The organism is Bradyrhizobium sp. USDA 327, assembly GCF_041262065.1.
GTDB lineage: Bacteria > Pseudomonadota > Alphaproteobacteria > Rhizobiales > Xanthobacteraceae > Bradyrhizobium > Bradyrhizobium liaoningense.
In genome coordinates, this window is record NZ_JBGCCW010000001.1 from 2,515,327 (window position 1) to 2,539,464 (window position 24,138).

Consider the following 24,138-nt stretch of genomic DNA (forward strand, 5'->3'; position numbering starts at 1 on the left):
TTTCGCGGGGACAACATTGAAACCGGACGGGCCGCTTCGCAGCGGTCAGCCGGTTTCTTGTTATTGGCCGTGAGTCTTTCGATGCGGAGTTTTCGGATATGAGGCGGGTTGTCGTCACGGGCCTCGGCATGGTCTCGCCACTCAGCTGTGGCGTCGAACCGACCTGGAAGCGCATCCTCAACGGCGAAAGCGGTGCGCGCAGGATCGAGAGCTTCGATGTCTCCGATCTTCAGACCAAGATCGCCTGCACGGTCGTGCGCGGTGACGGGACCAACGGCAGCTTCAATCCCGACAAGTGGATGGAGCCGAAGGACCAGCGCAAGGTCGACGACTTCATCATCTTCGGCATGGCCGCGGCCGGCCAGGCGCTCGACGACGCCAACTGGCATCCCGCGACTGAAGAGGACAAATGCGCGACCGGCACCATGATCGGGTCCGGTATCGGCGGGCTCAACGGCATCGCCGAAACCGCCATCCTCCTGAAGGAGCGCGGACCGCGCCGGGTGTCGCCGTTCTTCATCCCGGGCCGCCTGATCAATCTCGCCTCCGGCTACGTCTCGATCGCGCACGGGTTGAAAGGGCCGAACCATGCCGTGGTCACGGCCTGCTCGACCGGCGCACATGCGGTCGGCGATGCTGCCCGCCTGATCGCACTCGGCGATGCCGATGTGATGGTCGCGGGCGGCGCCGAGTCGCCGATCAGCCGCATCGGCATTGCCGGCTTCAACGCCGCGCGCGCGCTCTCGACCGGTTTCAACGAGACACCCGAGAAGGCCTCGCGTCCCTACGACAAGGACCGCGATGGCTTCGTGATGGGCGAGGGCGCCGGCGTCCTCGTGCTGGAAGAGCTCGATCACGCCAGGCGCCGCGGCGCCAGGATCTACGCCGAGGTGATCGGCTATGGCCTCTCGGGCGACGCCTATCACATCACATCGCCGTCGCCCGACGGCGATGGCGGCTTCCGCAGCATGTTGGCGGCGCTGAAGCGCGCCGGCCTCACGCCGTCCGATCTCGACTACATCAACGCGCACGGCACCTCGACGCCACTCGGCGACGAGATCGAGCTCGGCGCGGTCGAGCGTCTGCTCGGCAATGCCGCCTCCAAGGTCGCGATGTCCTCGACCAAGTCGTCGACCGGCCATCTCCTCGGCGCGGCGGGTGCGATCGAAGCGATCTTCGCGATTCTCGCGATTCGCGACAACGTCGTGCCGCCAACGATTAACCTCGACAATCCGTCGGTCGAGACTGCGATTGATCTCGTGCCGCACAAGGCGAAGGAGCGTGAGGTCAACGTCGCGTTATCGAACTCTTTTGGTTTTGGCGGTACCAATGCGTCGGTGATCTTCCGGCGCTTGGCCAGTTAGTTTGCGTTTGAGACGAAACCACCGTTTTGCCGCATTCGGCGATAGTCATGGACGTGGGCGCGTGCATTTTGGCAGGGCAAGCGATTGTCGGCCGCGTTTGAACCGGCAGGATTCAGGTTGTTTCGATGAGTGAAAGGCCGCCCATTTCACCCCGGAGTCCGCGGGCAGCGCTCGAGCCCGAGCAACTCCCGCCGCCGCCCAAGCGATCGGACCGCGCGCGCAACCCGCTCGTCATCGTCGGCAACGCCATCATCACCCTTCTACTGATTACCATGCTCGGTGCCGGCGGCGTCTACTATTACGGACGGCAGATGCTCGAGGCGCCGGGACCGCTGAAGGACGACAAGATCGTCAACATCCCGCAGCGCGCGGGCAAGCGTGACATCGCCGAGACGCTGAACAGGGAAGGCGTGACCGACGTCAACCCCTGGGTGTTCATCGCCAGCGTCGCCGCGTTGAAGGCGAGCTCGGACCTCAAGCCGGGTGAGTATTCGTTCCAGAAGAACGCGTCGCTGCGCGACGTCATCGCCACCATCGTCGAGGGCAAGGTGGTGCAGCATGCCGTCACGATTCCGGAAGGCCTGACCTCCGAGCAGATCGTGGCGCGGCTGTCCGACAACGACATCTTCACCGGCAGCGTGCGCGAGCTGCCGCGCGAAGGCACGCTGTTGCCGGAGACCTACAAATTCCCGCGCGGCACACCGCGCGAGCAGGTGGTCCAGCGCATGCAGCAGGCGCACAAGCGCGTGCTGGCCGAGATCTGGGAGCGCCGCAATCCGGACATTCCGGTCAAGACGCCGGAGCAGCTGGTCACGCTGGCGTCCATCGTCGAAAAGGAAACCGGCAAGCCCGACGAGCGCAGCCGCGTCGCCGCGGTGTTCGTCAACCGACTGAAGCAGAGGATCAAGCTGCAGTCCGATCCGACGATCATCTATGGCCTCGTCGGCGGCAAGGGCACGCTGGGCCGTCCGATCAAGCGCAGCGAGATCACGCAGCCCTCGCCCTACAACACCTATGTGATCGAGGGCCTGCCGCCGGGCCCGATCTCCAATCCGGGCCGGGCCTCGCTCGAGGCCGCCGCCAATCCGGCCCGCACCCGTGACCTCTATTTCGTCGCGGACGGCACCGGCGGGCATGCCTTCACCGAGACCTACGACGCGCATCAGAAGAACGTCGCGAAGCTCCGCGCCATGGAGAAGCAGATCCAGAACGACACGGTCGAGCCGGCCGAGGAGGCGCAGCCGCCGGCGGGCAGCGCGCCGGCTGCCGCCGATACGCCGACCGCGACCACGCCGGCGCGGCCGAGCCAGCAGAAAAAACCGCCGGCCACCCGCCCCGCCAATCCCGCGCCGGCCCGGCAGGGCGCGGTGCAGTCCGCGCCGCCGGTGGTCCAGCGCTAAAGCATGATCCGGAAAAGTGCGCAGCGGTTTTCCGAAAAGATCATGCTTTAGGCTTGCGGAGCTTGCCTGCGGACATTGCGGATTCCACTTTCCGGCAAAATAGTCTTAAGATTCGCGTGGCTTGATAGCCTCGCGAATCCCGTGTTCCTGGAGAATCTGAACCGATGGCGCTGTCGTCCATGACCGGCTTTGCCCGAAGCCACGGCGCGAGCGGGCCGTACACGTTCGAATGGGAATTGAAGTCGGTCAACGCCAAGGGGTTTGACCTCAGGGTGCGGCTGCCGCAGGGCTTCGAGGAACTGGAGGCCCATGCCAAGAAGCGCGCCGGCGAGCTTCTGTCGCGCGGAACGGTCTACGCCAATCTGAACGTCAAGCGCACCAATGCGGCCGCCACGGTCCGCATCAACGAGGACGTGCTCAATGCGGTCCTCAAGGCCGCCGCGCTGATCTCCGGCAAGGTCGACGCGGTGGCGCCGAGCATCGACGGCCTGCTCGCCATCAAGGGCGTGGTCGAGATCGCCGAGCCCGAGGGCGACGAAGAGGAGGACAAGGCCGCGCGTGCCGCTGCGGCCGAAGCCTTCGACAAGGCGCTCGCCGACCTCGTCGAGATGCGCAGGCGCGAGGGGATTTCGCTCGGGCAGATCCTGACCCAGCGTGTCGACGAGATCGAGCAGCTCGCGAGCAAGGCGGAAGCTGCGCCGGGCCGCAAGCCTGAGGCGATCAAGGCGAAGCTCGCCGAGCAGATTGCAGCCCTGCTCGACACCTCCGACCGGTTCGATTCCGACCGCCTGATGCAGGAGGCGATCCTGATCGCGACCAGGGCCGATATCCGCGAGGAACTCGATCGCATCGCCTCCCACATCGCGCAGGCGCGCGAGCTGATGGGCAAGGGCGGCCCGATCGGGCGCAAGCTCGACTTCCTGGCGCAGGAGTTTCACCGCGAGGTCAACACCTGCTGCTCGAAGTCGAACGACATCGAGCTGACCAACACGGGCCTCGCCATGAAGAACGTGGTCGAGCAGTTCCGCGAGCAGGTCCAGAATCTGGAGTGATCGATGACGACGGGCGGTCACGGAACTGACGGTGTCGAGCGGCGCGGATTGATGTTCGTGCTGTCCTCGCCCTCGGGTGCGGGGAAGACGACACTGTCGCGTCTGCTGATCGAGCGGATGCCGGGCTTGAAAATGTCGGTCTCGGCGACCACGCGGCCGATGCGCCCGGGTGAGGTCAACGGCAAGGACTATACGTTCGTCGACAAGGCCACATTCGATGCCATGGTGAAGGCCGACGAGCTGCTGGAATGGGCGACGGTGTTCGACAACAGCTACGGCACGCCGCGTGGTCCCGTCGAGGCGGCGCTGTCGGCCGGGCAGGACGTGCTGTTCGACATCGACTGGCAGGGCACGCAGCAATTGAAGCACAAGGCCCGCGAGGACGTCGTCAGCGTCTTCATCCTGCCGCCGTCAGCGGCCGACCTCGAGAAGCGCCTGCATTCGCGCGCACAGGATTCCGACGAGGTGATCCGCAAGCGCATGAGCCGCGCCAGCCACGAGATGAGCCACTGGGCCGAGTACGACTACATCGTGATCAACCACGACGTCGACGAGGCCTTCGCCGAGGTGCAGTCGATCCTGAAGGCCGAACGCCTCAAGCGCGAGCGGCGGATTGGCCTCGTAGGCTTCGTGCGAAGTTTGCAAGGTCAGCTTCAAGGTTAGGCCGCGACAGGCGCGGCCCTTCCTTCGCCAGCTGTTCGAGCATCGTCGTGATGACGTCGATGTCGACCGCGTCGGTGTCATGACCTTGCGGCGCGCTATCGCGATTCTCGCCGATCTCGTTGGCGGCGAGCTGCGGAGCTGCGGCCACGGTCGCGATTGTCTTGCCGACCGCCTTCATCTCGACCTTGTTGCTCTTGACCTCGACAGGTTCTGCGGCCGGGGCGGCGGCCCGTTGCCTGCGCGCGTCGATCAGCTCGATCTCGCGACCGATCGCGGCGAGTTTTGTCCCTTGTTTCTTCGGCTGCGGACGTACCGCATCGAAGTCGATGGGGTGCGGCGGCCGGGCGTCGGCCGGCGTTGAAGCGAGCCAGGGCGCACGGCTTCCGTCTTCGTTCTGTATCTCCCGATCGCCCCAATGTCCGTGGCGGTCGGCGGACTGGCGGCGGGCGCGCACGCCGGCGAGGCGGTAGACGACGCTGCCAAGGATTCCAGCGAGCGCCAGCGCGCCGCCGATCACGAGCAACAGCGTCTGGAGCGAGCCGGTCGGCTTGTCGGTCGTGCTGTCTGCCGCGGCGAGCGTCACCGGGGACGGGGATTTTGACGGCTTTGCGCCCGGTTGTGCGGGTGCCGCGACGACGGTTGGTGCCGGCGGCGCAGGCGGAGCGGACGCTGTAGAGACATCGGGCCATGGCGCAGCGCCGGCGGGTTGCTGCGCGTTGCCGTCTGCGGTCTGCTCCGCGACTTGTTGGACCGGTGTCGCGGCGGCTTGCGCGGGGGCGTTCGGCGTCTTCGCGGCGGCGCTGCTCCGCGGCGTCAGATATTCGGCGCGCGCGTCCTGCACCGCGTGCTGCTGCGGCGCCGGCGCATCTGCCGTCGGAGTATCGCTCGGAGCCTGCGCAGTCTGTGCGGCTTTCGCGCTGTCCTTGTCGCCGGCGGCACGCAGGTACCAGCATTGCCGCTTGGTGGTGCGTTCGAGGCGGTAGTACCAGTGCTGTCCCTGCGGCGCGGCGCCCTTTGGCGCTGCGAGGCAGTCGGAAGCCGTGCTGGCAGCGCTCGATGGGGCCGGCGCGTTCTGCGACACGGCAGCCAGCGGTGCGCCGGCAATGATGCCGCCAATAAGCGCAGATACGAATTTTGCGGTTCGGTTGCCCATCCTGGTCTCCCGGTTACGCATGACGCAACTCTCAACCAGCCCTTTCTCGTCAAAGAGTTGGGTGGCAATGAGCCGCAAATCCGGAGAGGATGTGGCTTGAATCGGGCCTGTGGCGCGTGCGTTCCGCCGCGATGTCGGGCTTTTCCGCCTTACTGCTTGGCTGAACTCCAGGTTCCGCCGCAGCCGTCGGAGCGACGCCACGTCCCGGACCCGCTGCGGCCGCCGAGACGGCCGGAGCCCGTGAAGGTCACGCCATCGCCTTGACCGACTGTCCGAACGGAGCCGCTCGGGCTGACGGTACCGCTGACCCCCTGGCCGATGACCTTGCCCGAGGAGACGACGACCGCACCGGACGTGGTGCCACCGCAGCCGACGCTGGTCACCACCCAGGCGCCGTCAAAGCCGCCACCGCCGCCTCCGCCACCGCTTCGCCGGGACGACGAGCGCGGCTCTTCGGCCGGCTTGCTCCGGCGTGCGGACGGGGCCGGTTCGGCCGAGCGGTCCGAACGCGAGCCCGACAGCGACTTCTCGTCATTGCCGATCGAGCCGCCGGCGCTGCCGGACTGCGCGAAGGCGGACGACGAGACGATGACGAGGTTGAGGAGAAAGGCGAGGGCAGTCGTACGGGTTACGGCGTTGGACATGAGCAAAAAATCCGAATGAAAAAAGGTATCAGCGGCCGGAGCCGTCCGCACAGACGGATCCGATAATGCGGCAAGCTTTGCCAGCCTTGCCGCATTCGTCAAGCGCAGCGTCTTTCGCGCGCTGCACGCTGTCGCGCTGGACCAGCGACCACGACTTGTCGGAAATGGCGAAGGCACCGCAGCTTCGGCCGTAGAACGAGAGCTCGATCGGACATTTGGCGCCGGCGCAATTGCCACGCGCATCCGCGACCGAGGCACGCCGCGAGGCGTGGTTCCACGACATGCCCCATTTGCTGCTGTCGGGCCCGTAGACGATCGAGCCCCAGGGCTTCAGGTCTTCCATCTTGCGCATTCGCAGCAGCAGGCCTTCGGTTGCTTCACCTGTCGCGGCCATCGAAATCCGCTGCTGGAGTTTCGTGATGGCGCGCGTCAGGCCGTCGGGCGTGTCAGGATCGAAATTGAGCTCGTAAAGCCGCTCGCTCAATTCACTGAGCAGCGCGGCATCGCGCAAGGGCACGCGGTCGGGGTCGGCGCGCAGGCGCTCCGCAGGCAGGGGATCGGGCTGCATCGCCGCGACCTGCGGCGGTGCGGTTTGCGTCGGCGGCACGAAATAGAACGTGCCGTCGATCGGCGAGGACGACACCCAGGGCTGCTGCGCGCCCGCGGTGGCGCGTTTCACGGCAAGACCGACCTGGTTGAAGGTCTGAAACACGTCGAGGCCAGCGACCCGGATCGTGGTCGCCAGCGCCTTGGTATAGGGACTGTGGCCGTCGCTGCCGTCCTGGGCAACGTTGCCGGGCTGGGTCGCGTAGGAGATCAGCGTGCCTTCGGGCGCGCGCATCTGTGCCAGGCCGCCGTCCGAGGCGCGCAGGCCGCGTGAGCCAAAGGGGTTGTTGCGACACGCATCGAGGATCACGAGGTTGAGCCGCGTGCCGGAGCCCTGCATCTGGCGCAGCACGAGGTTGACGTCGGTCATCTGGAAATCGACGTCGGCTTCGCGGGTCGGGTTGGCGCCGACGGGCACGAGGTAGTTGGAGCCCGCCACCTGCACGCCGTGGCCGGCATAATAGAATAGCGCGACGTCGGCGCCCTGGACCTGCCGGCCAAAGCTCTGCACCGCGATGTCCATCGTGCCCTTGTCGAGATCGAGCTGCGCGCGTCCGCCGACCAGCGTGAAGCCGAGCGCGCCGAGCGTCTCCGCCATCAGGCTCGCGTCCCTGGCCGGGTTGTCCAGCGGCGTGATGTTCTTGTAGGCGGAGTTGCCGACCACGAGCGCGATGCGCTTCTCGGCCGAGGCTCGAAGCGTCGTGGCAGCGAGCACGACGGCGACCAGCGCGACCAACCCCAGGACGCGATTGAAAATCCTCGCGCGCATCAAAATGCCTCAAAATAACGGCGCTATCCTACCAGCCCGGCGCGCGGACGAAGAGCGGCGTGACATGCCGTGCGATGCCGCCTGTCCATTCGAACCGACGAGCGCACATGCCTTCGCCATCTCGCGGCGTGTGTCGCCCGAGGCTTGCTGTCGTTCCCGCCCGATGGAGGCCAAAGGGTGCAGGGAAGGCCGGGCGCCGGCGACGGAAAGCGATCTTGCCGTCCGTGCCAAAGACTTCCTTCCCGATGTCGATGCCGATCGAGGCCAAAGGCTGTGTGGTGGTGTCCATGGGCTGTTTTTCCGGATGCTGCAGGGTAGTCTTTGCAGACTATCCCCGCGGAGGAAGCAGCCGGTCCATCCCATTAGCCGACATTGGTCGCAGCAATCGGGCCACTTGAATAGGCTCGCATCAACGGATCGGCATTGCCGCGTAGTTGCCGACCTAGCATGATTGACATACTGCCCATAAGTTATCTCTGGGACCATGCTTGGCCGGGTCATGGTAAGAAGCCGAATAACGGGCAAAGCGAGACTTGGGTATCCGAGGAAAGCAAGAGTGTCGGACACGGAACGGGCTGCAGAGGCCGAAGCGATCCGCAGCAAATTGATAGCGCTGGAAGAATACCGAAAGCTTCTCAATGGCAGTGAACTGACGTCGAATTGGCTGCTCGTCAATCAATCCATGATCGACACATTTGCTGATGCCACTAGAGATCATCAATTTATCCATGTCGATCCGATGCGCGCCAAGGCTGAAGCTCCGTTCGAAGGAACGATTGCGCACGGCTTCCTGACACTATCATTGCTATCTACCCTCGCTTTCGACGTCATGCCGGGCGTCGAAGGGGACCCGCATGGGCGTCAATTACGGTTTCGAGCGCGTGCGTTTCCTGAGCCCCGTCAAATCCGGAACACGCGTGCGCGGGAGATTTCGTTTAATCGGTCTGACGGAACGCGCGGTATCCTTGCAATCCGCGTGGGAAACCGTGGTTGAAGCGGAAGGCGCAGCTAAGCCCGCGCTAGAAGCGCACTGGATTACTCTCGCGTTAGTAGACCCGCCGCAATGACTAGCTTTGTCATGCGCTCAAGTCTTTACGAAAGCATAGGCTTCCTCCCCACATCAATTGGGAACAAGGAGGAGAGGCCCATTCTCGTTACTACGTCCTTAGGGTAGCAAAGGGGGCAGACCTACATTCCCCTAATCGCCGATTTCTGCAACTAGGCAAGCAGGTCTGCTGTTGCCACTTAGCTGATGCCGCTGCGGCTGAGGCTGAGGTTGAGGTCAGCTGTGATCCGGAGCAGACTTCTCTCGCATTTGCCTACGCCCTTGCTGGCTGCGCCAAATGGGTTTGGCGCCTTTTCCGACCTTCATGCTTCAAGCCACTTGCCGCATCCCTCAGGCGATCGGTCGTACGACGGATTGAGTCCTTGCGCCCGATCAAGCCCGTTCCACCTCGAAACTTCTCGCCTCCGCCGTCGTTGAATCGCGGCTGAGGAGCAAGCATGCCGGTCAAGGATCAGATCAGGAACTTTGCCAGGAAGCTCGTGGAGGAGCATCCCGATGCGGCGATGCTGCGGGCGCTGGTGCGGCCGCGGAAACCGACTGCCATCCATCTTCGCGACGATGGCATCGTGCCGAACAATCCGAAACTTCCGGCGCTGCTTTATCGCGGGGTAGTGAAGCTGAAGGGCCGGCGTTTTCCGCCGGAGGTCATCATCGACACGCTGTTCGACACGAACGGTTGGCGCCGGTCGTGGCGCGACACCGTGTACGACTTCGTCCACTACCATTCGCAGATCCATGAAGTGATGGGCGTGGCGCGCGGCACGGCGAGGATCGAGTGCGGCGGCATCAAGGGTCGCATCCTGAATATGAAGGCCGGTGACGTTCTGGTCCTGCCCGCGGGCACGGGACACCGGCTGATCGAGTCCAGCCGGGACTTTCTTGTCGTCGGAGCATACCCGCAGGACGGCACGTACGACGAGTGCACCGACACGCGGGAGCGTGCTGATGCCGTCAGGCGCATCGCCAAGGTCCGGAAGCCGAAGACAGATCCTGTTCTCGGGCCCCGCGGCGCGCTGGTCCAACACTGGCGGGCGCAGCCGTCGCGATCGTAAAGGATTGGATGCGCGCGTGATCGACGCATGCCCGGTCTCTCTGGGAACGCTGGCGGCCTACGCGAGTTGCCGCACATGTCTCTTCCGAAGTCAAAAGGCTGGCTTACCGAGATCGGCGTCGCCACCTCGCGCCCGGCCGCGTTTGCCGTCTTCCTGGTCTACGGCATCGCCTGGATCACGCTGGGCAACGGACTCGAATGGCACTCGTTCGCGACCCTGGCGACATGGGGCATGACGCTGGTGATCCAGCGCGCCGAGCACCGCGACACCCAGGCGATCCATGCTAAGCTCGACGAACTGCTCAAGGTGGCCGGCCGTGACCACGTCATGAAGGTCGACGACGAGGACGCCGAGGAGGTCGAGACCCGGCGGGGAGGAGATTCGACGCACGAGCTAGCGCCTCCTATGCCGGCTCGCTCAGCTCAGATAGTCGGGCCTGAAGTCCGCAAGCTTGCGCAGCTCGTCGGGCTGGAGCAGCTCGATCTCGCTGCCCTCCCATGCAATCAGCCCGCGATGCCTCAGTTCCTGGATGGTACGATTGACGTGGACGATCGAGAGCCCGCAGGCGTCCGCAACATGCCGCTGCGTCATCGGAATCTGGAAACTGCAGTCCCTGACAAGGCCGACGATCTCCAGCCTTGCGGCAAGTTCGCAGATGAGATGCGCGACCTTGGGCAGCGCTGCCTGCGCGCCGAGGCGCGCGATCCATTGCCGCGAGATCGCCGCGTCGATCAGCGTCTCGCGCCAGAAGGCGCGGGTCAGGTGGATCGAGCCGTCGAGAAGCTGGCGCAGCTGGCTGTGCGCGACGGTGCCGACGATGGTCGGACCGAGCCCGACGAGGTCCGCATCCATCCGCGAGACCAGCAGGGTGTGCAGGCACGGCATGTCGCCGGGCACGTGGAAGGCGACGATCTGGCTGCGATCGGCGACGATGCGGGCCTGGTAGAGGAAGCCGCTGACGACGAAGACACAGCGTGAAGCGGCCTCACCCTGGCGCAGCACGATCTCGCCATCCGCAACCTGGCGCAGCGTGGACGGCAAGCCCGCGATCTGGCGGCGTTCGTCCTCGGACAGGCCTTCGACCGCCTGGAGACGTGCGATGAACTTCGGATGCGGCATGGGACCAGTGGCGCGCTCAGTCGTCCCGCCGGGTCGCGTCGAGCGGGCGCTGCGAGAGTCTTGCGATGGTCCGGTCCGAGACCGGCACGGAGCGGAACTCGCGGATGGCACGGGCCAGCTCCTGATCCGACATCGGGTGGGCCGGCTCCTGCAGCGTTCCCTTGAGCAGGGCGTCGCCGATGCTGTCCAGGTGCTCGTGCGTGTCAGATGCAAACAGGCCGCAGATGCGTTCCAGGATCGTGGTAGGGCTCATGAGATGGCCGGCTCGGTGCGAGATTAGGGATGCGGCTGCGATCCGGTACGTCGCAAGCCGGTTAGCAACCTGTGCTTCCGACCAGCGTTCTAGTCCGCTGAACCCAAGCCGGACGTATCATTTGATAGAACCGGCGCGATTTTTGGCGCTCCATGGAAAAAGCCCACGACGTACTGATCCGGAACCTCTCCGAGCATACCGCTCTGGCAGACGAGGACATCGCGGAAATCCGGACGCTCACCTTCACGCTGCGCGATTTGGAGCCCAACGAGGATTTCATCCGTCAGGGCGACGAACCCGAACATTCGGTGCTGGTCGTCTCCGGCATGGTCGCGCGCTACCACCTGCTCGGGAGCGGGCGGCGGCAGTACCTGGCGTTCCATCTCACCGGCGACCTTCCGGATGCGCAGGGGCTGTTCATCGACCAGATGGACCACGGATTGAGCGCGCTGGGGCCGGCCTCAGTCGCCTTCATCCCGCATCGCGAATTGTTCATCGCCTTCCGGCGGCGGCCAACCTTTGCGCTGGCCGTGTGGCGCGAGACGCTGCTCGATGCCGCGATCTTTCGCGAGGCCATCACCAACAACAGCGCCCGGTCGATGCAGGCGCGCATGGCACACCTGTTTTGCGAGCTGTTCTACCGCGCCCGCTCGGCGCAGCTGGTCCGCGGCAATCGCTGCCGCGTGCCGATCAGCCTGGCCCAGCTCGGCGAGACGCTGGGCATGGCGATCGCGACGGTGAACCGGACGCTCGCCGACCTCAGGCGAAGCGGCATCATGGATCTGCGCGAGGGAGAGCTGATCGTGCTGAAATGGCGCGAGCTGCAGCGGCTCGGAGATTTCAGTCCGGTCTATCTGCACCTGAGGCGGCAGTCGCCGCCGGTTGCGTGAGGCGAGGACATTAGCCCTCGGCGGTTGCCGCTGCGCCTCGCACCTCATCGAAATACTTGTTCACCCAGTTGTTGCAACAGCAGGCTCTTGCTTCGAGTGCCGATGCGTCGAGGATCAGGATGGCGCCGCGGCGGGTCGCGAGGATGCGCCTCGCCTTGAACATCTGGATGACACGGCTGGCATAGCTGCGGGAGACGCCCAGCATGCCGGCGAGCTGCTCGTGGGTGAGAGGGATCTCGGCTCCGCCGATATGCTCCTGGGCGGAGATGATCCATTTGGCGGCGCGCTGCTCGATGGAATGGGCGGCGTTGCAGGCCGCGGTCTGCAGCAGCTGCGCGAACTGGCAGTCGGCATAGCGCAAGAAGACCTCCTGGAGCGTGGCCGACCTCTGCTGCGCCTGCTCGAGCGCGCGCAGCGGCAGCCGGACCAGGGTGCCGCCGAGCTTCACCACGATGCGCGAATAGGCGAGCGAAGGCGTGCGGCCGGCGGCAATGCCCACCGCACCCTCGCGTCCCACCAGCAGGCTTTCGACCTCGCGATCATCCTCGACCGGCACCGCGAAGGACACCAGGGCGGGACCGCAGGGGAAATGAACCGCTGCGACGTCGTCGCCGGCGTGATGCAGGATGTGGCTCGCCTCGAGTTCGACCGACTGGAGGTGAGGCGCGAGCAGTTCGAAGTCTTGGTGATTGAGCTGCCGGAGCAGATCGTTCTGGGGCCGACCGGTCACAATGTGTTCTCTTGGCGGGCCGTGAATCGGCGCCAGCGGAAACCTACTTTTCCGCGGCGGAACCGACGGTTCCAAAGTGCACACAACGGATGTTCGGACGTTGAAAACTACGCCTTCAGCTTCCGGGATTTCCGGCCTTGCCCGACGGCCACCCGTCCTCGATCCGGTCCTAGAGCGTGATGAGACGAGGCTTGATCGCTGCAACGACGGAGGTGCACTCCCTCTCCCGCTCGCGGGAGAGGGTCGGGGAGAGGGTAGTTCCGCGATGGGACAATCCCCAAGAGGAGAAAGCCCTCACCCGGCGCTTCGCGCCGAGCTCTCCCGCAAGCTTGCGCGAGAGGTGAACGAGCCGCGGCAATCGATTCAACCTAAAGCCATTCCGCTTTAACCCCGCCGGGCCGGCGCGGGAGGCTATGGATCCTTCATTTGAAGTGCGCTTCGCAGTCCCGCGAAGATCGGCTTAGCGCGGCGTGCGCGCGGTAGGCATCGATCGCCTTGTTCGCCAGCATCAACTGCCGGCGCTCACCGGTCCTGAGCTGCGCTTCGATGGAGTCGAGCAGGAAGTTCGCGCTCTCGTCCGGTGGACCGAGCTCGCCGCTCGTCTCCAGGCAGCTCCAGGCGATGAAGAACGCGCTTTCGACGGTGCAGCGGATGGACATGCGCAGCCAACGCGGCCGGGCTGAAGGCGTTCCGTGCGGCGGGCGAGACTTCGGTCAGGCCCGCCGCTGAGCGAGTCAGTTCTTCAGCACGATGCGGCCGACGACCTTGCCGGCACGCAGTTCGTCGATCCATTTCTGGACGTCGCCCATCGGCTCCTCGCGCATCGGCGTCGGCTTGATCTTGCCAGCGCGCGCCAGCGCCATCAGCTCGTGGGCTTCGGCGAGCGTGCCGACCATGAAACCTTCGATGGTCATGCGCTTGTAGACCCATTGCACCATGGGCAGCGTGAACTGGCCGCCCATCAGGCCGGAGACCACGATCTTGCCGCCGCGTGCGGCGACCGCAACCGCGAACGCCATCGACTTCTCGTTGCCGGCGAAATCCACGATCTCGTCGAAGCCGCCCTCGGTCTCCTTGAGGATGCGCTTGATGACGTCAGGCTCGGCCGGGTCATAGGCGACGGCCGCGCCGTTCTTGAGCGCGGTCTCGCGCGCGGCCGGCGAGAGGTCGGCGACCGTGATCGGCTGCTTGAACATCGCCTGCGCGAACGACAGGCCCATCATGCCGACGCCGCCGAGGCCGATCAGCAAGAGGTTGCGCTGGCGCGGACGATCGACCAGGCGCTTGAGCGCGCCGTAGGCGGTGACGCCGGAGCACATCAAGGTCGCAGCCTGGTTGACGGGAAGGGGATCGTAATCGAGCAAATATTTCGCGTCGGGCACCAGCACGTGGGTGGCGAAGCCGCCGTCGATGGAGACGCCGAGGAAGCGCTGCTTGACGCAGAGGTTCTCGTCGCCGTTCTGGCAATCGCGGCACTGGCCGCAGCCGATCCACGGGAAGACGGCTTTCTTGGCGCCGACGAGGCTGGCGGCGACATCCGGGCCGACTTCGTCGACGACGCCGGCGATCTCGTGGCCGAGCGTGAAGGGCAGCGTCATGCCGCGCGTGGTGTCGAGCTTCTTGCCGCCGCCGAGATCGGCATAGCCGTCCTGGATGTGCAGGTCGGAATGGCAGAGGCCGCAGCGCTCGATACGCACCAGCACCTCAGCGCCTTTCGGCTTGGGCGTGTCCACGATGGTCTCGCACAGCGGCGCATCGAACTTGACCAGGGATTGCCGACGCATCAACGCCATATTCCTTCCTCCGAAATTAGTTCATTGTTTGAGCATGACCTGTTTCGGAAGACCGCTTCGCACGTTGCGCTAACGCGGCCCTTCGGGTCCGGATCATGCTGCTTCGCTGCGTATATCGGCCAATTCGCGCGCCATGGCAACAAAGCCTGGAATCGGAATGGTCTCGGCGCGCCGCGTCGCATCGACGCCGGCTGCGCTCGCGAGCCGCGCGGGATCGACGCCGAGCGACTTCAGGCTTTGCCGCAGCATCTTGCGGCGCTGGCCGAACGCTGCGGCGGCGACCTGCTCCAGGAGCCTGCGATCGCAGGGCAAAGGCTCCGGGCGCGGCACCAGGCGCACGACGGAGGAGGTGACCTTCGGCGGCGGCACGAAGGCGGACGGCGCAATGTCGAACAGGATCTTGGTCTCGCAGCGCCAGTTGGCGAGCACGCCGAGCCGGCCATAGGCCTCCTCGTCCTCGCGCGCCACGATGCGCTCGCCGACCTCGCGCTGGAACATCAAGACCATCATCTCGTACCAGGGCGGCCAGGGCTCGATGGTGAGCCAATTTATGAGAAGCTGGGTCGCGATGTTGTAGGGCAGGTTGGCGACGATTTTTGCGCGTTCGCCCGAGAGCAGCGGGCGCGGATCGAACGTCATGGCGTCGCCATGCACGATCTCGAGCCGGCCGGGATAGCGCGCCGAAATATCCTGCAAGGCGGGGATCGCGCGCTCATCATGCTCGATGGCGATGACGCGCCGGGCGCCGAGCGCGAGGAGCGCCCGCGTCAGCCCGCCCGGGCCGGGGCCGATCTCGACGATGGTCGTCTCGTCCAGCGGCGCGGCCGCGCGCGCGATGCGCGCGGTCAGATTGAGGTCGAGCAGGAAGTTCTGGCCGAGCGATTTCCTTGCCGACAGCGCGTGCTGGCGAATGACCTCGCGCAGCGGCGGGAGGTCGTCGATCGCGCCCATCAGCTTTGGGAAGCGGCCATGCGGCGCGCAAGCTTGAGCGCCGCGATCAGGCTCGCCGGATTGGCCTTGGCCGTCCCGGCGATGTCGAAGGCGGTGCCGTGATCGGGCGAGGTGCGGATGAAGGGCAGGCCGAGCGTGACGTTGACGGCGTCGTCGAAGGCGACCGTCTTGATCGGGATCAGCGCCTGGTCGTGATACATGCAGACCGCGCAGTCATAGGTCTGTCGCGCAGCCTCGTGGAACATGGTGTCGGCGGGCAGCGGGCCCCTGGCTTCGATGCCCTCGTTGCGCAGCACTTTCAGCGCCGGGGCGATGACGGTCTGCTCCTCGTGGCCAAGCGATCCGTCTTCGCCGGCATGCGGATTGAGGCCGGAGACCGCGATGCGCGGCTTTGCGATGCCGAAGCGGGACTTCAGTTCGGTGGCGACGATGCGTACGGTCGAGACGATCAGGGCGCTGGTGAGCTGGGCCAGCGCATCGCGCATCGAGACGTGGATGGTCACGGGCACCACGGCGAGCTGTGGCGACCACAGCATCATCACCGGCTGCGGCACGTGGCCGTCCTCTGCGGCAAGCTCGGCGAGGAACTCGGTGTGGCCGGGATGGCGGAAGCCGGCGCGGTAGAGCACGCTCTTGGCGATCGGGTTGGTGACGACGGCGCCGGCACGACCCGCGCGCACGTCCATGACCGCCTGACGGATCGAGGCGAGCGCGGCCGGCGCGCTGGATGCGTCGGGCTTGCCGGGCTCGGCGGTCGCGCGCTCGCCGGTCGCGACCACGGGCAGGGCATCAGTAAAGGCGGAAGCGGCCTCACTGGGGCTCACCGCAGCGATCCTGATGTCGGCGCCGAGCGCTTTGGCGCGCTGCGCGATCAGCGCCTCGTCGCCGAGCAGGTAGAAAGCGGGCAGGTTCAGCTCACGGCGCCTGAGCCAGGCCGCGATCGTGATGTCGGGGCCGATGCCGGCGGGCTCTCCCAGGGTCAGGGCAAGGGGCTTGGCTGCGGACTTGGCTGCGGACTTGGCGGAAGGCTCTAGAAGGGACTTGGCCATCAGCGGTTGCGATATTCGATCATCGCGGCCTTGCGGAGCTCATCGAGATAGGCCTTCTGGGTCTTCTCGTACTTCTCCTGGTACATCTTCTCGCGGACCTCGCGCTTCTTGGGCGTGTCGATCATGGTCGGCTTGCGCGAGCACAGGACGACCATCTCGATGCCCGCCTTGGTCACCTCGGGCGCGGTCAGGTGGCCGATCGGGGTGTCGTCGAGCACCTTGCGCAGCGGCTCGGGCAGCTCCGCGGTGGTCTTGGTGACGGTGTCGCGGATGGTGGCGTTCGGCGTCGAGCGGAACAGCGAATTGGCCTCTTCGCAGCTCCCGACGCGCGCGCGATAGGTCTCGGCTTCCTTCTTCCGTGTTTCCAGGAACGCGGGGGCCGAGCCGCGGGGCACGATCAGCACGATCGGCTGCATCTTGTATTCGGTGCCCTCGACCTGAAGCTTCTCGCCGGTCTGGGCCTGCACGGCCTGCGCGACGTCGCGCTCGCCGACCTGGAGGCGCTCCTTGTAGCGGCCGCGCACGAGGCTGGTCCAGACCATCTCGGCCTTCATGCGGCCCTTCAGCGTCTCGGGTCGGACGCCCTTGGATTCGAGGGACTTGGTGAGCTGATCCGGCGTGATGCGCATGCGCTGCGCCATGCCTTCATACGACTGGTTGATGTCGGAGACGCCGGGATCGACACCGTACTTCTTGCCTTCCTTGAGCTTCACCCTGTCGTCGATCAGCTCGTTGATGACCTCCTGGCGGCTCGGGGTCTTCTGCGTCGTCAGCTGGTCGAGCTTCGAGCGCTGCTCGATGTCGAAATCGGTGATCGGCTCGCCATTGACCATGACGACGATGTTCTGCGCGCGCGACGGCGAGGGCAGAGCGGTCAGCATCAGGCCGGCACCGATGGCGAGAAGGAGGCGGAAGACAGGGAATGGGGTCGTCATGATGTCGCTCGCATGTCAACCGCGTCGTGATGGGGCAAACGCGGCCGGCACTTCAAACCGTTCACTGGAGGCCGGAGGAACTGCTGGTCGTCGACGAGTTCGCCAGCGTGCGCAGGCCGATTTGGAGCATGAACGCGTGACTCAGCACGGGCGGTGCGGTGCCCGCGGAATAGCTATACGAAGTTACATAGTTCGCCGCCAGCACGAAGCAATCGTCGACATAGCCGGCCCCGACCACATACTGGTTGATCTTGTTGGCCTCGAGGTCCCAGCGCGCCGAGCCCGACACCACCCAGTTGGTCGCGATCTTCAGCGAGCCTGTGGTCAGGATGCCCTCGCGGCGGGTCAGATAGCCGAGCTCCGGCTGCGCCGCGTAATTGCCGTACATCATGCTGACCGACCAGCGATTGAAGTTGGCGCGGCCCTCAGCCTCGAAGCGCTGCACGTTCCAGGTCTGCTCGTCCATGCGGGAGCGGACGCTGAACGTGTAGGTGCTGTTGGGCGAATAGCTGGCGCTCGCGACGTAATCGGACCGCGGCTTGTCGAGGCCGGAATCCAGGCCGGTATTGATGCTGTCCCGGACCGCGTAGGAGTTCAGGCCGAACAGCTGATAGGACTGGCCGAACAGCACCTTGACGGCGCCGCCCTGGTCGAACTGCGTGGTGGACTGCACGCCGACATTGGCGCGGCCGCCGCCCTCGACGCGGTCGTAGCCGGAGAACTTGTCCACGCTGAACAGGTTCGAGGTGTCGAACACCATGCTCTGGGCGTCCTCGTTCGGCAGCTTGCCGGCATAGGTCTCGTTCGGGCGGATGATGATCTGCGCGATCGGCTCGATGGTGGTCGAGCCCCAGGGCTGGATGTTGATGAAGGGATAGCGGTACTCCAGGCCTACGGTCGGCATCAGGCGGAGCGCCTGGGTGTCGCCGACGGGCAGGTAATTCGACACGCCGGGCTGGTTGGAGACCGAGGAGTTGATCGCGTCGGCGCGCAGGCTGGCGAACGGCGTCCAGATCTGGCCGAGCGGATCGGTGAAGGATTTGCGCCACTGCGCCTCCGCCGTGAGGCGGGTGTAGGTGCCGGGGAAGCCGCGCAGCAGGCACTGCGAGGGCGTACGGGCCAGCGGATCGGCCGACGCCGTGGTGCACAGGCTGCTGGTGTTGGCGACCGTCGTGATCGGATCGAACACCGCCTGGTCACGCGACAGGTTCACGAAATTGGTCTTGTAGCTGAACTCGCCGCCGAACACGGGATAGTTGAGCACGTTGGAGTAGTCGATCACCGGATAGACGATCGGCACCTGGCTCTGGTTGCCCGAATAGCTCAGCCAGTACATCGTGCGCGCATCGAAGAAGCTGCGGTTGCCGACGCCGGTCAAATAGAGCTGCGACAGCGCTTCCGTCGGCAGAAGCAGGAACGAGCCGAGCGGGTCGCGGTACTGATAGAGCCGGTAGTCCGAGAAGAAATAATAGTCGGACATCAGGACGCCGTCCCAGCCCCAGACCCATTTGTCGTTCAATGCGAACTGACCCTTGGTGTCGATGGCGCCGCGGAAGTCGCGGTCGCCGGGCTGCCCGGCAAACGCTCCGGGATCGAGCTGGTTGATGCCGTACGCGCGGATCTGGTAGGCGCCGTCGAGCAGGCGCTGTCGGAATTCGCCCTGCAGCAGCACGCCTTGCCGCGACAGGAAGCGCGGGGTGAAGGTTGCGTCCATGTCGGGCGCGATCGCCCAATAATAGGGAACCTCGACCCCATAGCCCGTGTTGTCCGTGCCGGAAATATAACCCGGCATCAGGAAGCCGCTCTTCCGCTTCACGGTCGGGTCGGGCGTCGAGAAATAGGGCATGTAGGCGAGCGGCACGCCGAAGAATTCGAGCTGTGCGGTCTCGAAATACAGCATCTTCTCCTGCTGGTCGTGGATGATGCGCGCACCCTTGACCTGCCACAATGGCGGCTTCTTCGGATCGTCCTTGCACGGCGCGCAGGCCGTGTAGACGCCGTTCTCGAACACCGTGTAGTTGCCGCTGGAGCGGTCGGCGCGGCTCGCGGCCATGCGGGTCTGGTCGGCCGTGTCCACGCGCAGCGAATCGACGAAACCGTCGCGGTAATCGTCGGAGAGATCCATGATCTCGGCATAGGTGATCTTGCCGTCGGCATCCGTCATGCGGATGTTGCCTTCGGCATGCAGCCGCTTGGTCTTCTGGTCGTAGATGACCCTGTCGGCCTCGACGCTGGTGCCGTTGTAGAACAGCTGGACGTTACCGACCGCGGAGACGCGCGAATTGTTGTAGTCGTAGTCGACCTCGGTCGCCTGAACCAGCATCTGGTTGTCGTTGGCGGCCCTTGGCGGCTTGGGGCGCGGCGGCAGCGGATTGTAGGTGTATTGGGCGGAGGCCGGTGCCACGGCGGCAATGTCGATCAGCCCGCCGAGCGAGGCAGCGGTAACGACGGCAAGCAGCAGCCTGAGGATGGACAAGCCCCCCCCGTTCGCGCGCACCACGGTACGCCGCGTCAAACGAGACACGAGCCCTCGGCGGACGGCAGTCACTATCCGTCCTCCTGATAGAGCAAGGCCAAAAAGCCGGTGAGGCCGCCCACCACAACGGGCAACCACGCCGCAGCGATCGGATGCATCAACTCAGCCTTGCTCAAATCCTCAGTTACTTTCGACAGAACGTAGAGCAGAAAGCCTGCGCCCACGCCACTCAAAACCATCTTCTGCACGCCGCCCATCCGGAAGAAGCGCAACGACACGGAGGCCGCGAGCATCACCATGGCCGCAAGCAAAAACGGCTGTGCCAGAAGCTTCTGATACTGGAGTCGGTAACCGGCTGTCGCGAAGCCCGAGCTTTCGGAGGAGCGGATGTAGCTCGGTAGTTGCCAAAAAGACACAGTCTCGGGTGTGGAAAAGCTGTTGCGGACCTGCGCCTCGGTCAGCGTGGTCGGAATCTCCAGGCTGGCCTGCTCGATCGGTGGCGCGTCCAGCGAGAAGCGGCGGACGCCCCTGAACAGCCAACGGCCGGCCTCGAGCGTCGCCTCGCGCGCCTCGACCCGTTCCTTGAAGTGCTGGTCCGGGTCAAACCGGAACAGCGTGAGCCCCGTGAGCCGGATGCCCTGCTGCTCGCTCCGCGCCGCATTGATGATCGTCTGGCCGTCGCTGGTCACCTGATTGAGCCAGAAGCCGGAGGCGTCCTGGATACCGCCGCCGGGCGCCGAGCCGAACAGCTCGGCTTCCATGCGCTTGGAGGCCTCGCGTAAGTTGGCCGACATCGGATTGTAGGCGACGGTGGCGATCACCCCGATCAAGAGTGCGCTGCCGAGCGCCGGCGAGATGAACTGCCATGCGGAGATGCCGGCGGCGCGCGCCACCACGAGCTCGAGCCGGCGGGAGAGGGCGAGATAGCAGGTCATGGCGCCGATCAGCATGCAGAACGGCGTCAGCTTCTCCAGCAGCTGCGGCACCCGGAACAGCGAGGTCTCGGCCACCATGATCGCGGAGGCGGAGGCGAGGCCCGAGGTCTTGCGCACCATCTCGATGTAGTCGACCAGCACCAGCAGCAGGAAGATGCTGGCGAACACGCCGAGCGCCGCCACCACGAAGCGGCCGGCGAAATAGCGCCCGAGTGTGTTGGTGAGCATGCTCATGCGGCGGCCGGGCGTCCGAACAGCCGCGCGATCCGTGCGTTCGACCTGTTGATGGCCTCCATCAGGCCGGGAGGCGGCTCGACCACGAGGCCGCCGACAATCATCCACAGCCCGACGCCGATGGCGCCCATGACCATCGCGTATTGGACCAGCACCGCGCCCGGAGATTTCACCGCCATCACCGAGCAGGCGAAGCCGGCCATGCGCAGGCCGAACACGGCGAGGATCGAGGAGCCGATCGAGAAATTGCGGCTCTGGCGGGTGGTGCGAGGCGCGCCCAGGAAGGCGAAGGTCAGTACCGCAAAGGCGAAGGGATAGACCGGCGCCAAGATGCTGTCGTGCAGGGCCGAGCGGAACTGGCCGGGAATCTGCTTGTAGACGGGATCGTCCTCGGACGGCGAGAACAGCTCCCAGAGATACCGTTCGCGGATGCCGAGGGTGACGTCGCGGCCCTGGCCCGAGAACTTCGACATGTCGAAGCCGTAGCGGCCGAACGCCACCAGCGCGGGATCGCGCTTGCCCGCCTCGAAGCGCTGGAGATTGCCGGTCTCCAGCACCAGGAACGAGCCGGTGTCGTTCCTCACGACCTCGCCATGCTCGGCCACGATCGAGACGCGCTCGTTGGGATCGCGGCGGTCGTCGATGAAGATGCCGGCGAGGATGCCGCCGGGCAGGCGCTCGCGGATCCGGATCGTCAGGTTCTTGTCGAGCTGGGCGAAGCGGCCGGGCTGGAGGATGTTGGTGAGCACGTCCGCGGTGATCTCGGCGTCCCACTGCTTGATCCGCCGCATCCCGTCGGGTGCGAGATAGGCCGCGATGAAGGCAACCAGCAGCGCCACCACGCAGGTGGCATAGAAGAACGGATAGAACAGCCGGAACGGCGAGAAGCCGGCGGCATTCATCACGATGATCTCGGAATCGGTCGCGAGCTTGTTCAGCGTGTGCGAGATCGCGATCATCAGCGCGATCGGCGAGATGATCAGGACCAGGGCCGGGATGACCAGGCTGGTGATGCCGAGGAAGGTGAGGATGGTCTGACCCTGGCTCGTCATCAGGTCGATGCCGCGCAACGCCTGCGTAATCCAGATCACGCCGGTGAGGCTGACCAGGACCAGCGCAAACGACGCCAGCGTCGTGCGGAAAATATACCTATCGATCGACCCCATGCGCTACCGCACGAATCCCCATCAGCCCCGATGTCGACCAGAATTCCGGGTGTCCAACCAATCCCCGATCAGGGGATCCCCAAGGTTGGCCATCAGCTCTTCCGGCGGTTCACTTTCTCACTACCATCCCTTTGATCCGTCAACAAAATGGCTGCCCCGTGGCACCTTCAATATATGGTTAATATTTCGCTGGTTGTGGCCGGGCGGCCACGGCGGCGCTTGGCATCGGGCGGGCCGCTGGCCCATAGTAGGGCAAGCCTCAGTGAATCGCCGTTCAGCTTCGGCTGGGACCGGCACCGCCGAACGGCGAAAAGTTACATGTATTAAAGGAGTTATCCATGTCCGATGCCATCAAGGTCGGCTTTGTCCCCTTGTCTGCCGCCCCCCGTGGCATCCTGGTGGTGTTCTGCGATGACGGCCTGAAGCTCGGTCCGGCGACGGCCAAGGCACTGGGTGGCGCTGTCGATCTTGTGAAGCGCGCGGCCGCCGCCGCCGCCTTCAAAGGTAAGAGCGCGGCCGCGCTCGACATTCTGGCGCCGGAGGGCGTGAAGGCGACCCGGCTGATCGTGATCGGCGCCGGCAAGGCGACCGGCCTGAAGGCGAACGATCTCCTCAAGTTCGGCGGGGTGGCAGCGAGCAAGCTGCCCTCTGGCACCAGCGCCATGACCATCATGGCGGAGCTGCCCGGCGGCGCCATGACGAGCGAGCAGGCGGTGGGGATCGCCTCGGGCCTGCGGCTGCGCACCTACAAGTTCGACCGCTACAAGACGAAGAAGAAGGAGGGCGAGGAGGGCGGCTCGCGCGCCGACGTCTCGCTTGCAGTTGGCGATGCCGGTGCTGCGAAGAAGGCGTTCGCCTCGGCCGGCCACGTCATCGACGGCGTGATCATCGCGCGTGACCTCGTCAACGAGCCGCCGAACGTGCTCTTCCCCGAGGAATTCGCGCGCCGCGCCGGTCAGCTCCGCAAGCTTGGCGTCAAGGTCGAGGTGCTCGACGTCAAGGCGATGCAGAAGCTCGGCATGGGTGCGCTGCTCGGTGTCGGTCAGGGCTCGGCGCGGCCGAGCCGCACCGTGATCATGCGCTGGGACGGGGCCAGGAAGGGCGAGGCACCGGTCGCTTTCGTCGGCAAGGGCGTCTGTTTCGACACCGGCGGCATCTCGATCAAACCGGCCGGCAGCATGGAGGACATGAAGGGCGACATGGGAGGCGCGGCCTGCGTCGTCGGCCTGATGCATGCGCTCGCTGCGCGCAAAGCCAAGGTCAACGTGGTCGGCGCGATCGGCCTCGTCGAGAATATGCCTGACGGCAACGCCCAGCGGCCGGGCGACATCGTCACCTCGATGTCCGGTCAGACGATCGAGATCATCAATACCGACGCGGAGGGACGCCTCGTGCTGGCCGACGTGCTCTGGTACGTCGCCAAGAAGGTGAAGCCGAAATTCATGGTGGATCTGGCGACGCTGACCGGCGCGATCATGGTGGCGCTCGGCACCGAGCACGCCGGCATGTTCTCCAACAATGACGAGCTCGCCGACCGGCTGCTCGTGGCCGGCGTCGAGAGTGGGGAGAAGGTCTGGCGGATGCCGCTTGGCCCCGAATACGACAAGCTGATCGATTCCCAGTTTGCCGACATGAAGAACACCGGCGGCCGCCATGGCGGCTCGATCACTGCGGCGCAGTTCCTCCAGCGCTTCGTCGACGGCACGCCCTGGGCGCATCTCGACATCGCAGGCACCGCCATGGGCGCGCCGAAGACCGACATCAACCAGAGCTGGGGAAGCGGCTACGGCGTCCGCCTGCTCGATCGCCTGGTCTCCGACCATTACGAGCGCAAATGA

At 65.4% G+C, this 24,138-nt stretch carries 22 protein-coding genes and 2 pseudogenes; 9 read left to right on the forward strand and 15 right to left on the reverse strand.

Annotation, left to right across the window (positions count from 1 at the left end; genetic code table 11):
- Nucleotides 1-98: 98 nt before the first annotated feature.
- The 4 genes from fabF to gmk all read left to right on the forward strand — a co-directional run bounded on the left by fabF (nt 99) and on the right by gmk (nt 4,479).
- The gene (fabF, locus tag ABIA42_RS11350) at nt 99-1,364 is read left to right on the forward strand and encodes a beta-ketoacyl-ACP synthase II (protein WP_271530382.1); all 1,266 of its coding nucleotides are present in this window, start codon (nt 99-101) and stop codon (nt 1,362-1,364) included.
- A gap of 125 nt (nt 1,365-1,489) precedes the next feature.
- Nucleotides 1,490-2,764 carry an endolytic transglycosylase MltG gene (gene mltG / locus ABIA42_RS11355; RefSeq protein ID WP_271530383.1) on the forward strand — a complete coding sequence of 425 codons (1,275 nt, stop codon included), beginning with the start codon at nt 1,490-1,492 and terminating at the stop codon, nt 2,762-2,764.
- 164 nt (nt 2,765-2,928) lie between these two features.
- Nucleotides 2,929-3,816 carry a YicC/YloC family endoribonuclease gene (locus ABIA42_RS11360; protein ID WP_271530384.1) on the forward strand — a complete coding sequence of 296 codons (888 nt, stop codon included), beginning with the start codon at nt 2,929-2,931 and terminating at the stop codon, nt 3,814-3,816.
- Nucleotides 3,817-3,819: 3 nt separating this feature from the next.
- A complete protein-coding gene (gmk, locus tag ABIA42_RS11365; protein ID WP_271530385.1) occupies nt 3,820-4,479 on the forward strand; it encodes a guanylate kinase in 660 nt (219 codons plus the stop codon).
- Here gmk and ABIA42_RS11370 read toward each other — a convergent pair.
- The 4 genes from ABIA42_RS11370 to ABIA42_RS11385 all read right to left on the reverse strand — a co-directional run bounded on the left by ABIA42_RS11370 (nt 4,412) and on the right by ABIA42_RS11385 (nt 7,940).
- Entirely contained in the window at nt 4,412-5,632 is a 1,221-nt protein-coding gene (locus ABIA42_RS11370; protein WP_370113612.1) for a hypothetical protein, read from the reverse strand. The genes gmk and ABIA42_RS11370 overlap by 68 nt on opposite strands.
- A 149-nt stretch (nt 5,633-5,781) precedes the next feature.
- A complete protein-coding gene (locus ABIA42_RS11375; RefSeq protein WP_370113610.1) occupies nt 5,782-6,276 on the reverse strand; it encodes a hypothetical protein in 495 nt (164 codons plus the stop codon).
- A 28-nt stretch (nt 6,277-6,304) separates the two neighbouring features.
- Nucleotides 6,305-7,651, reverse strand: a complete 1,347-nt coding sequence (locus ABIA42_RS11380; protein WP_370113608.1) for a caspase family protein — start codon at nt 7,649-7,651, stop codon at nt 6,305-6,307.
- 28 nt (nt 7,652-7,679) lie between these two features.
- On the reverse strand, nt 7,680-7,940 hold the full coding sequence (locus ABIA42_RS11385) for a hypothetical protein (RefSeq protein WP_370113606.1): 261 nt from the start codon (nt 7,938-7,940) through the stop codon (nt 7,680-7,682).
- Nucleotides 7,941-8,150: 210 nt separating this feature from the next.
- Here ABIA42_RS11385 and ABIA42_RS11390 point away from each other — a divergent pair.
- The 3 genes and pseudogenes from ABIA42_RS11390 to ABIA42_RS11400 all read left to right on the forward strand — a co-directional run.
- Nucleotides 8,151-8,718 (forward strand): annotated as a pseudogene (locus ABIA42_RS11390) (MaoC family dehydratase).
- A 436-nt stretch (nt 8,719-9,154) separates the two neighbouring features.
- On the forward strand, nt 9,155-9,769 hold the full coding sequence (locus ABIA42_RS11395) for a cupin (RefSeq protein WP_370113604.1): 615 nt from the start codon (nt 9,155-9,157) through the stop codon (nt 9,767-9,769).
- A gap of 75 nt (nt 9,770-9,844) precedes the next feature.
- Nucleotides 9,845-10,072: pseudogene (locus ABIA42_RS11400) on the forward strand (hypothetical protein); the annotation flags it as partial.
- A gap of 114 nt (nt 10,073-10,186) precedes the next feature.
- Here the strand turns inward: ABIA42_RS11400 and ABIA42_RS11405 are convergent.
- Together ABIA42_RS11405 and ABIA42_RS11410 are read right to left on the reverse strand one after the other, a co-directional pair.
- A complete protein-coding gene (locus ABIA42_RS11405; RefSeq protein ID WP_370113600.1) occupies nt 10,187-10,888 on the reverse strand; it encodes a Crp/Fnr family transcriptional regulator in 702 nt (233 codons plus the stop codon).
- Between the two features lie 16 nt (nt 10,889-10,904).
- Nucleotides 10,905-11,141, reverse strand: a complete 237-nt coding sequence (locus ABIA42_RS11410; RefSeq protein ID WP_271530391.1) for a hypothetical protein — start codon at nt 11,139-11,141, stop codon at nt 10,905-10,907.
- A 152-nt stretch (nt 11,142-11,293) separates the two neighbouring features.
- Here ABIA42_RS11410 and ABIA42_RS11415 point away from each other — a divergent pair, with 152 nt between their 5' ends.
- Complete coding sequence (locus ABIA42_RS11415) at nt 11,294-12,031, forward strand: Crp/Fnr family transcriptional regulator (protein ID WP_370113598.1); 738 nt, start codon at nt 11,294-11,296, stop codon at nt 12,029-12,031.
- A 10-nt stretch (nt 12,032-12,041) separates the two neighbouring features.
- Here the strand turns inward: ABIA42_RS11415 and ABIA42_RS11420 are convergent, their stop codons facing one another.
- The 9 genes from ABIA42_RS11420 to lptF form a co-directional block, all read right to left on the reverse strand.
- Nucleotides 12,042-12,761: a Crp/Fnr family transcriptional regulator gene (locus ABIA42_RS11420; RefSeq protein WP_370113596.1), complete on the reverse strand. Its 720-nt coding sequence runs from the start codon at nt 12,759-12,761 to the stop codon at nt 12,042-12,044.
- A 422-nt stretch (nt 12,762-13,183) separates the two neighbouring features.
- A complete protein-coding gene (locus ABIA42_RS11425) occupies nt 13,184-13,420 on the reverse strand; it encodes a hypothetical protein (RefSeq protein ID WP_370113594.1) in 237 nt (78 codons plus the stop codon).
- 75 nt (nt 13,421-13,495) lie between these two features.
- Nucleotides 13,496-14,554 carry an alcohol dehydrogenase gene (locus tag ABIA42_RS11430; protein ID WP_271530395.1) on the reverse strand — a complete coding sequence of 353 codons (1,059 nt, stop codon included), beginning with the start codon at nt 14,552-14,554 and terminating at the stop codon, nt 13,496-13,498.
- Nucleotides 14,555-14,647: 93 nt separating this feature from the next.
- Nucleotides 14,648-15,505 carry a 16S rRNA (adenine(1518)-N(6)/adenine(1519)-N(6))-dimethyltransferase RsmA gene (rsmA, locus tag ABIA42_RS11435; RefSeq protein WP_370113592.1) on the reverse strand — a complete coding sequence of 286 codons (858 nt, stop codon included), beginning with the start codon at nt 15,503-15,505 and terminating at the stop codon, nt 14,648-14,650.
- The gene (pdxA, locus tag ABIA42_RS11440) at nt 15,505-16,554 is read right to left on the reverse strand and encodes a 4-hydroxythreonine-4-phosphate dehydrogenase PdxA (RefSeq protein ID WP_271530396.1); all 1,050 of its coding nucleotides are present in this window, start codon (nt 16,552-16,554) and stop codon (nt 15,505-15,507) included. Before pdxA ends, rsmA begins: the two co-directional genes overlap by 1 nt.
- Nucleotides 16,554-17,489, reverse strand: coding sequence for a SurA N-terminal domain-containing protein (locus ABIA42_RS11445; protein ID WP_271530397.1), 936 nt, complete (start codon nt 17,487-17,489; stop codon nt 16,554-16,556). The genes pdxA and ABIA42_RS11445 overlap by 1 nt, the downstream gene beginning before the upstream one ends.
- 61 nt (nt 17,490-17,550) lie before the next feature.
- The gene (locus ABIA42_RS11450; protein WP_370113590.1) at nt 17,551-20,037 is read right to left on the reverse strand and encodes an LPS-assembly protein LptD; all 2,487 of its coding nucleotides are present in this window, start codon (nt 20,035-20,037) and stop codon (nt 17,551-17,553) included.
- Nucleotides 20,037-21,134, reverse strand: a complete 1,098-nt coding sequence (gene lptG, locus ABIA42_RS11455) for an LPS export ABC transporter permease LptG (protein WP_370113588.1) — start codon at nt 21,132-21,134, stop codon at nt 20,037-20,039. Before lptG ends, ABIA42_RS11450 begins: the two co-directional genes overlap by 1 nt.
- Entirely contained in the window at nt 21,131-22,300 is a 1,170-nt protein-coding gene (gene lptF / locus ABIA42_RS11460) for an LPS export ABC transporter permease LptF (protein WP_370113586.1), read from the reverse strand. The genes lptG and lptF overlap by 4 nt, the downstream gene beginning before the upstream one ends.
- Before the next feature lie 338 nt (nt 22,301-22,638).
- Here lptF and ABIA42_RS11465 point away from each other — a divergent pair, with 338 nt between their 5' ends.
- The gene (locus tag ABIA42_RS11465) at nt 22,639-24,138 is read left to right on the forward strand and encodes a leucyl aminopeptidase (RefSeq protein WP_370113584.1); all 1,500 of its coding nucleotides are present in this window, start codon (nt 22,639-22,641) and stop codon (nt 24,136-24,138) included.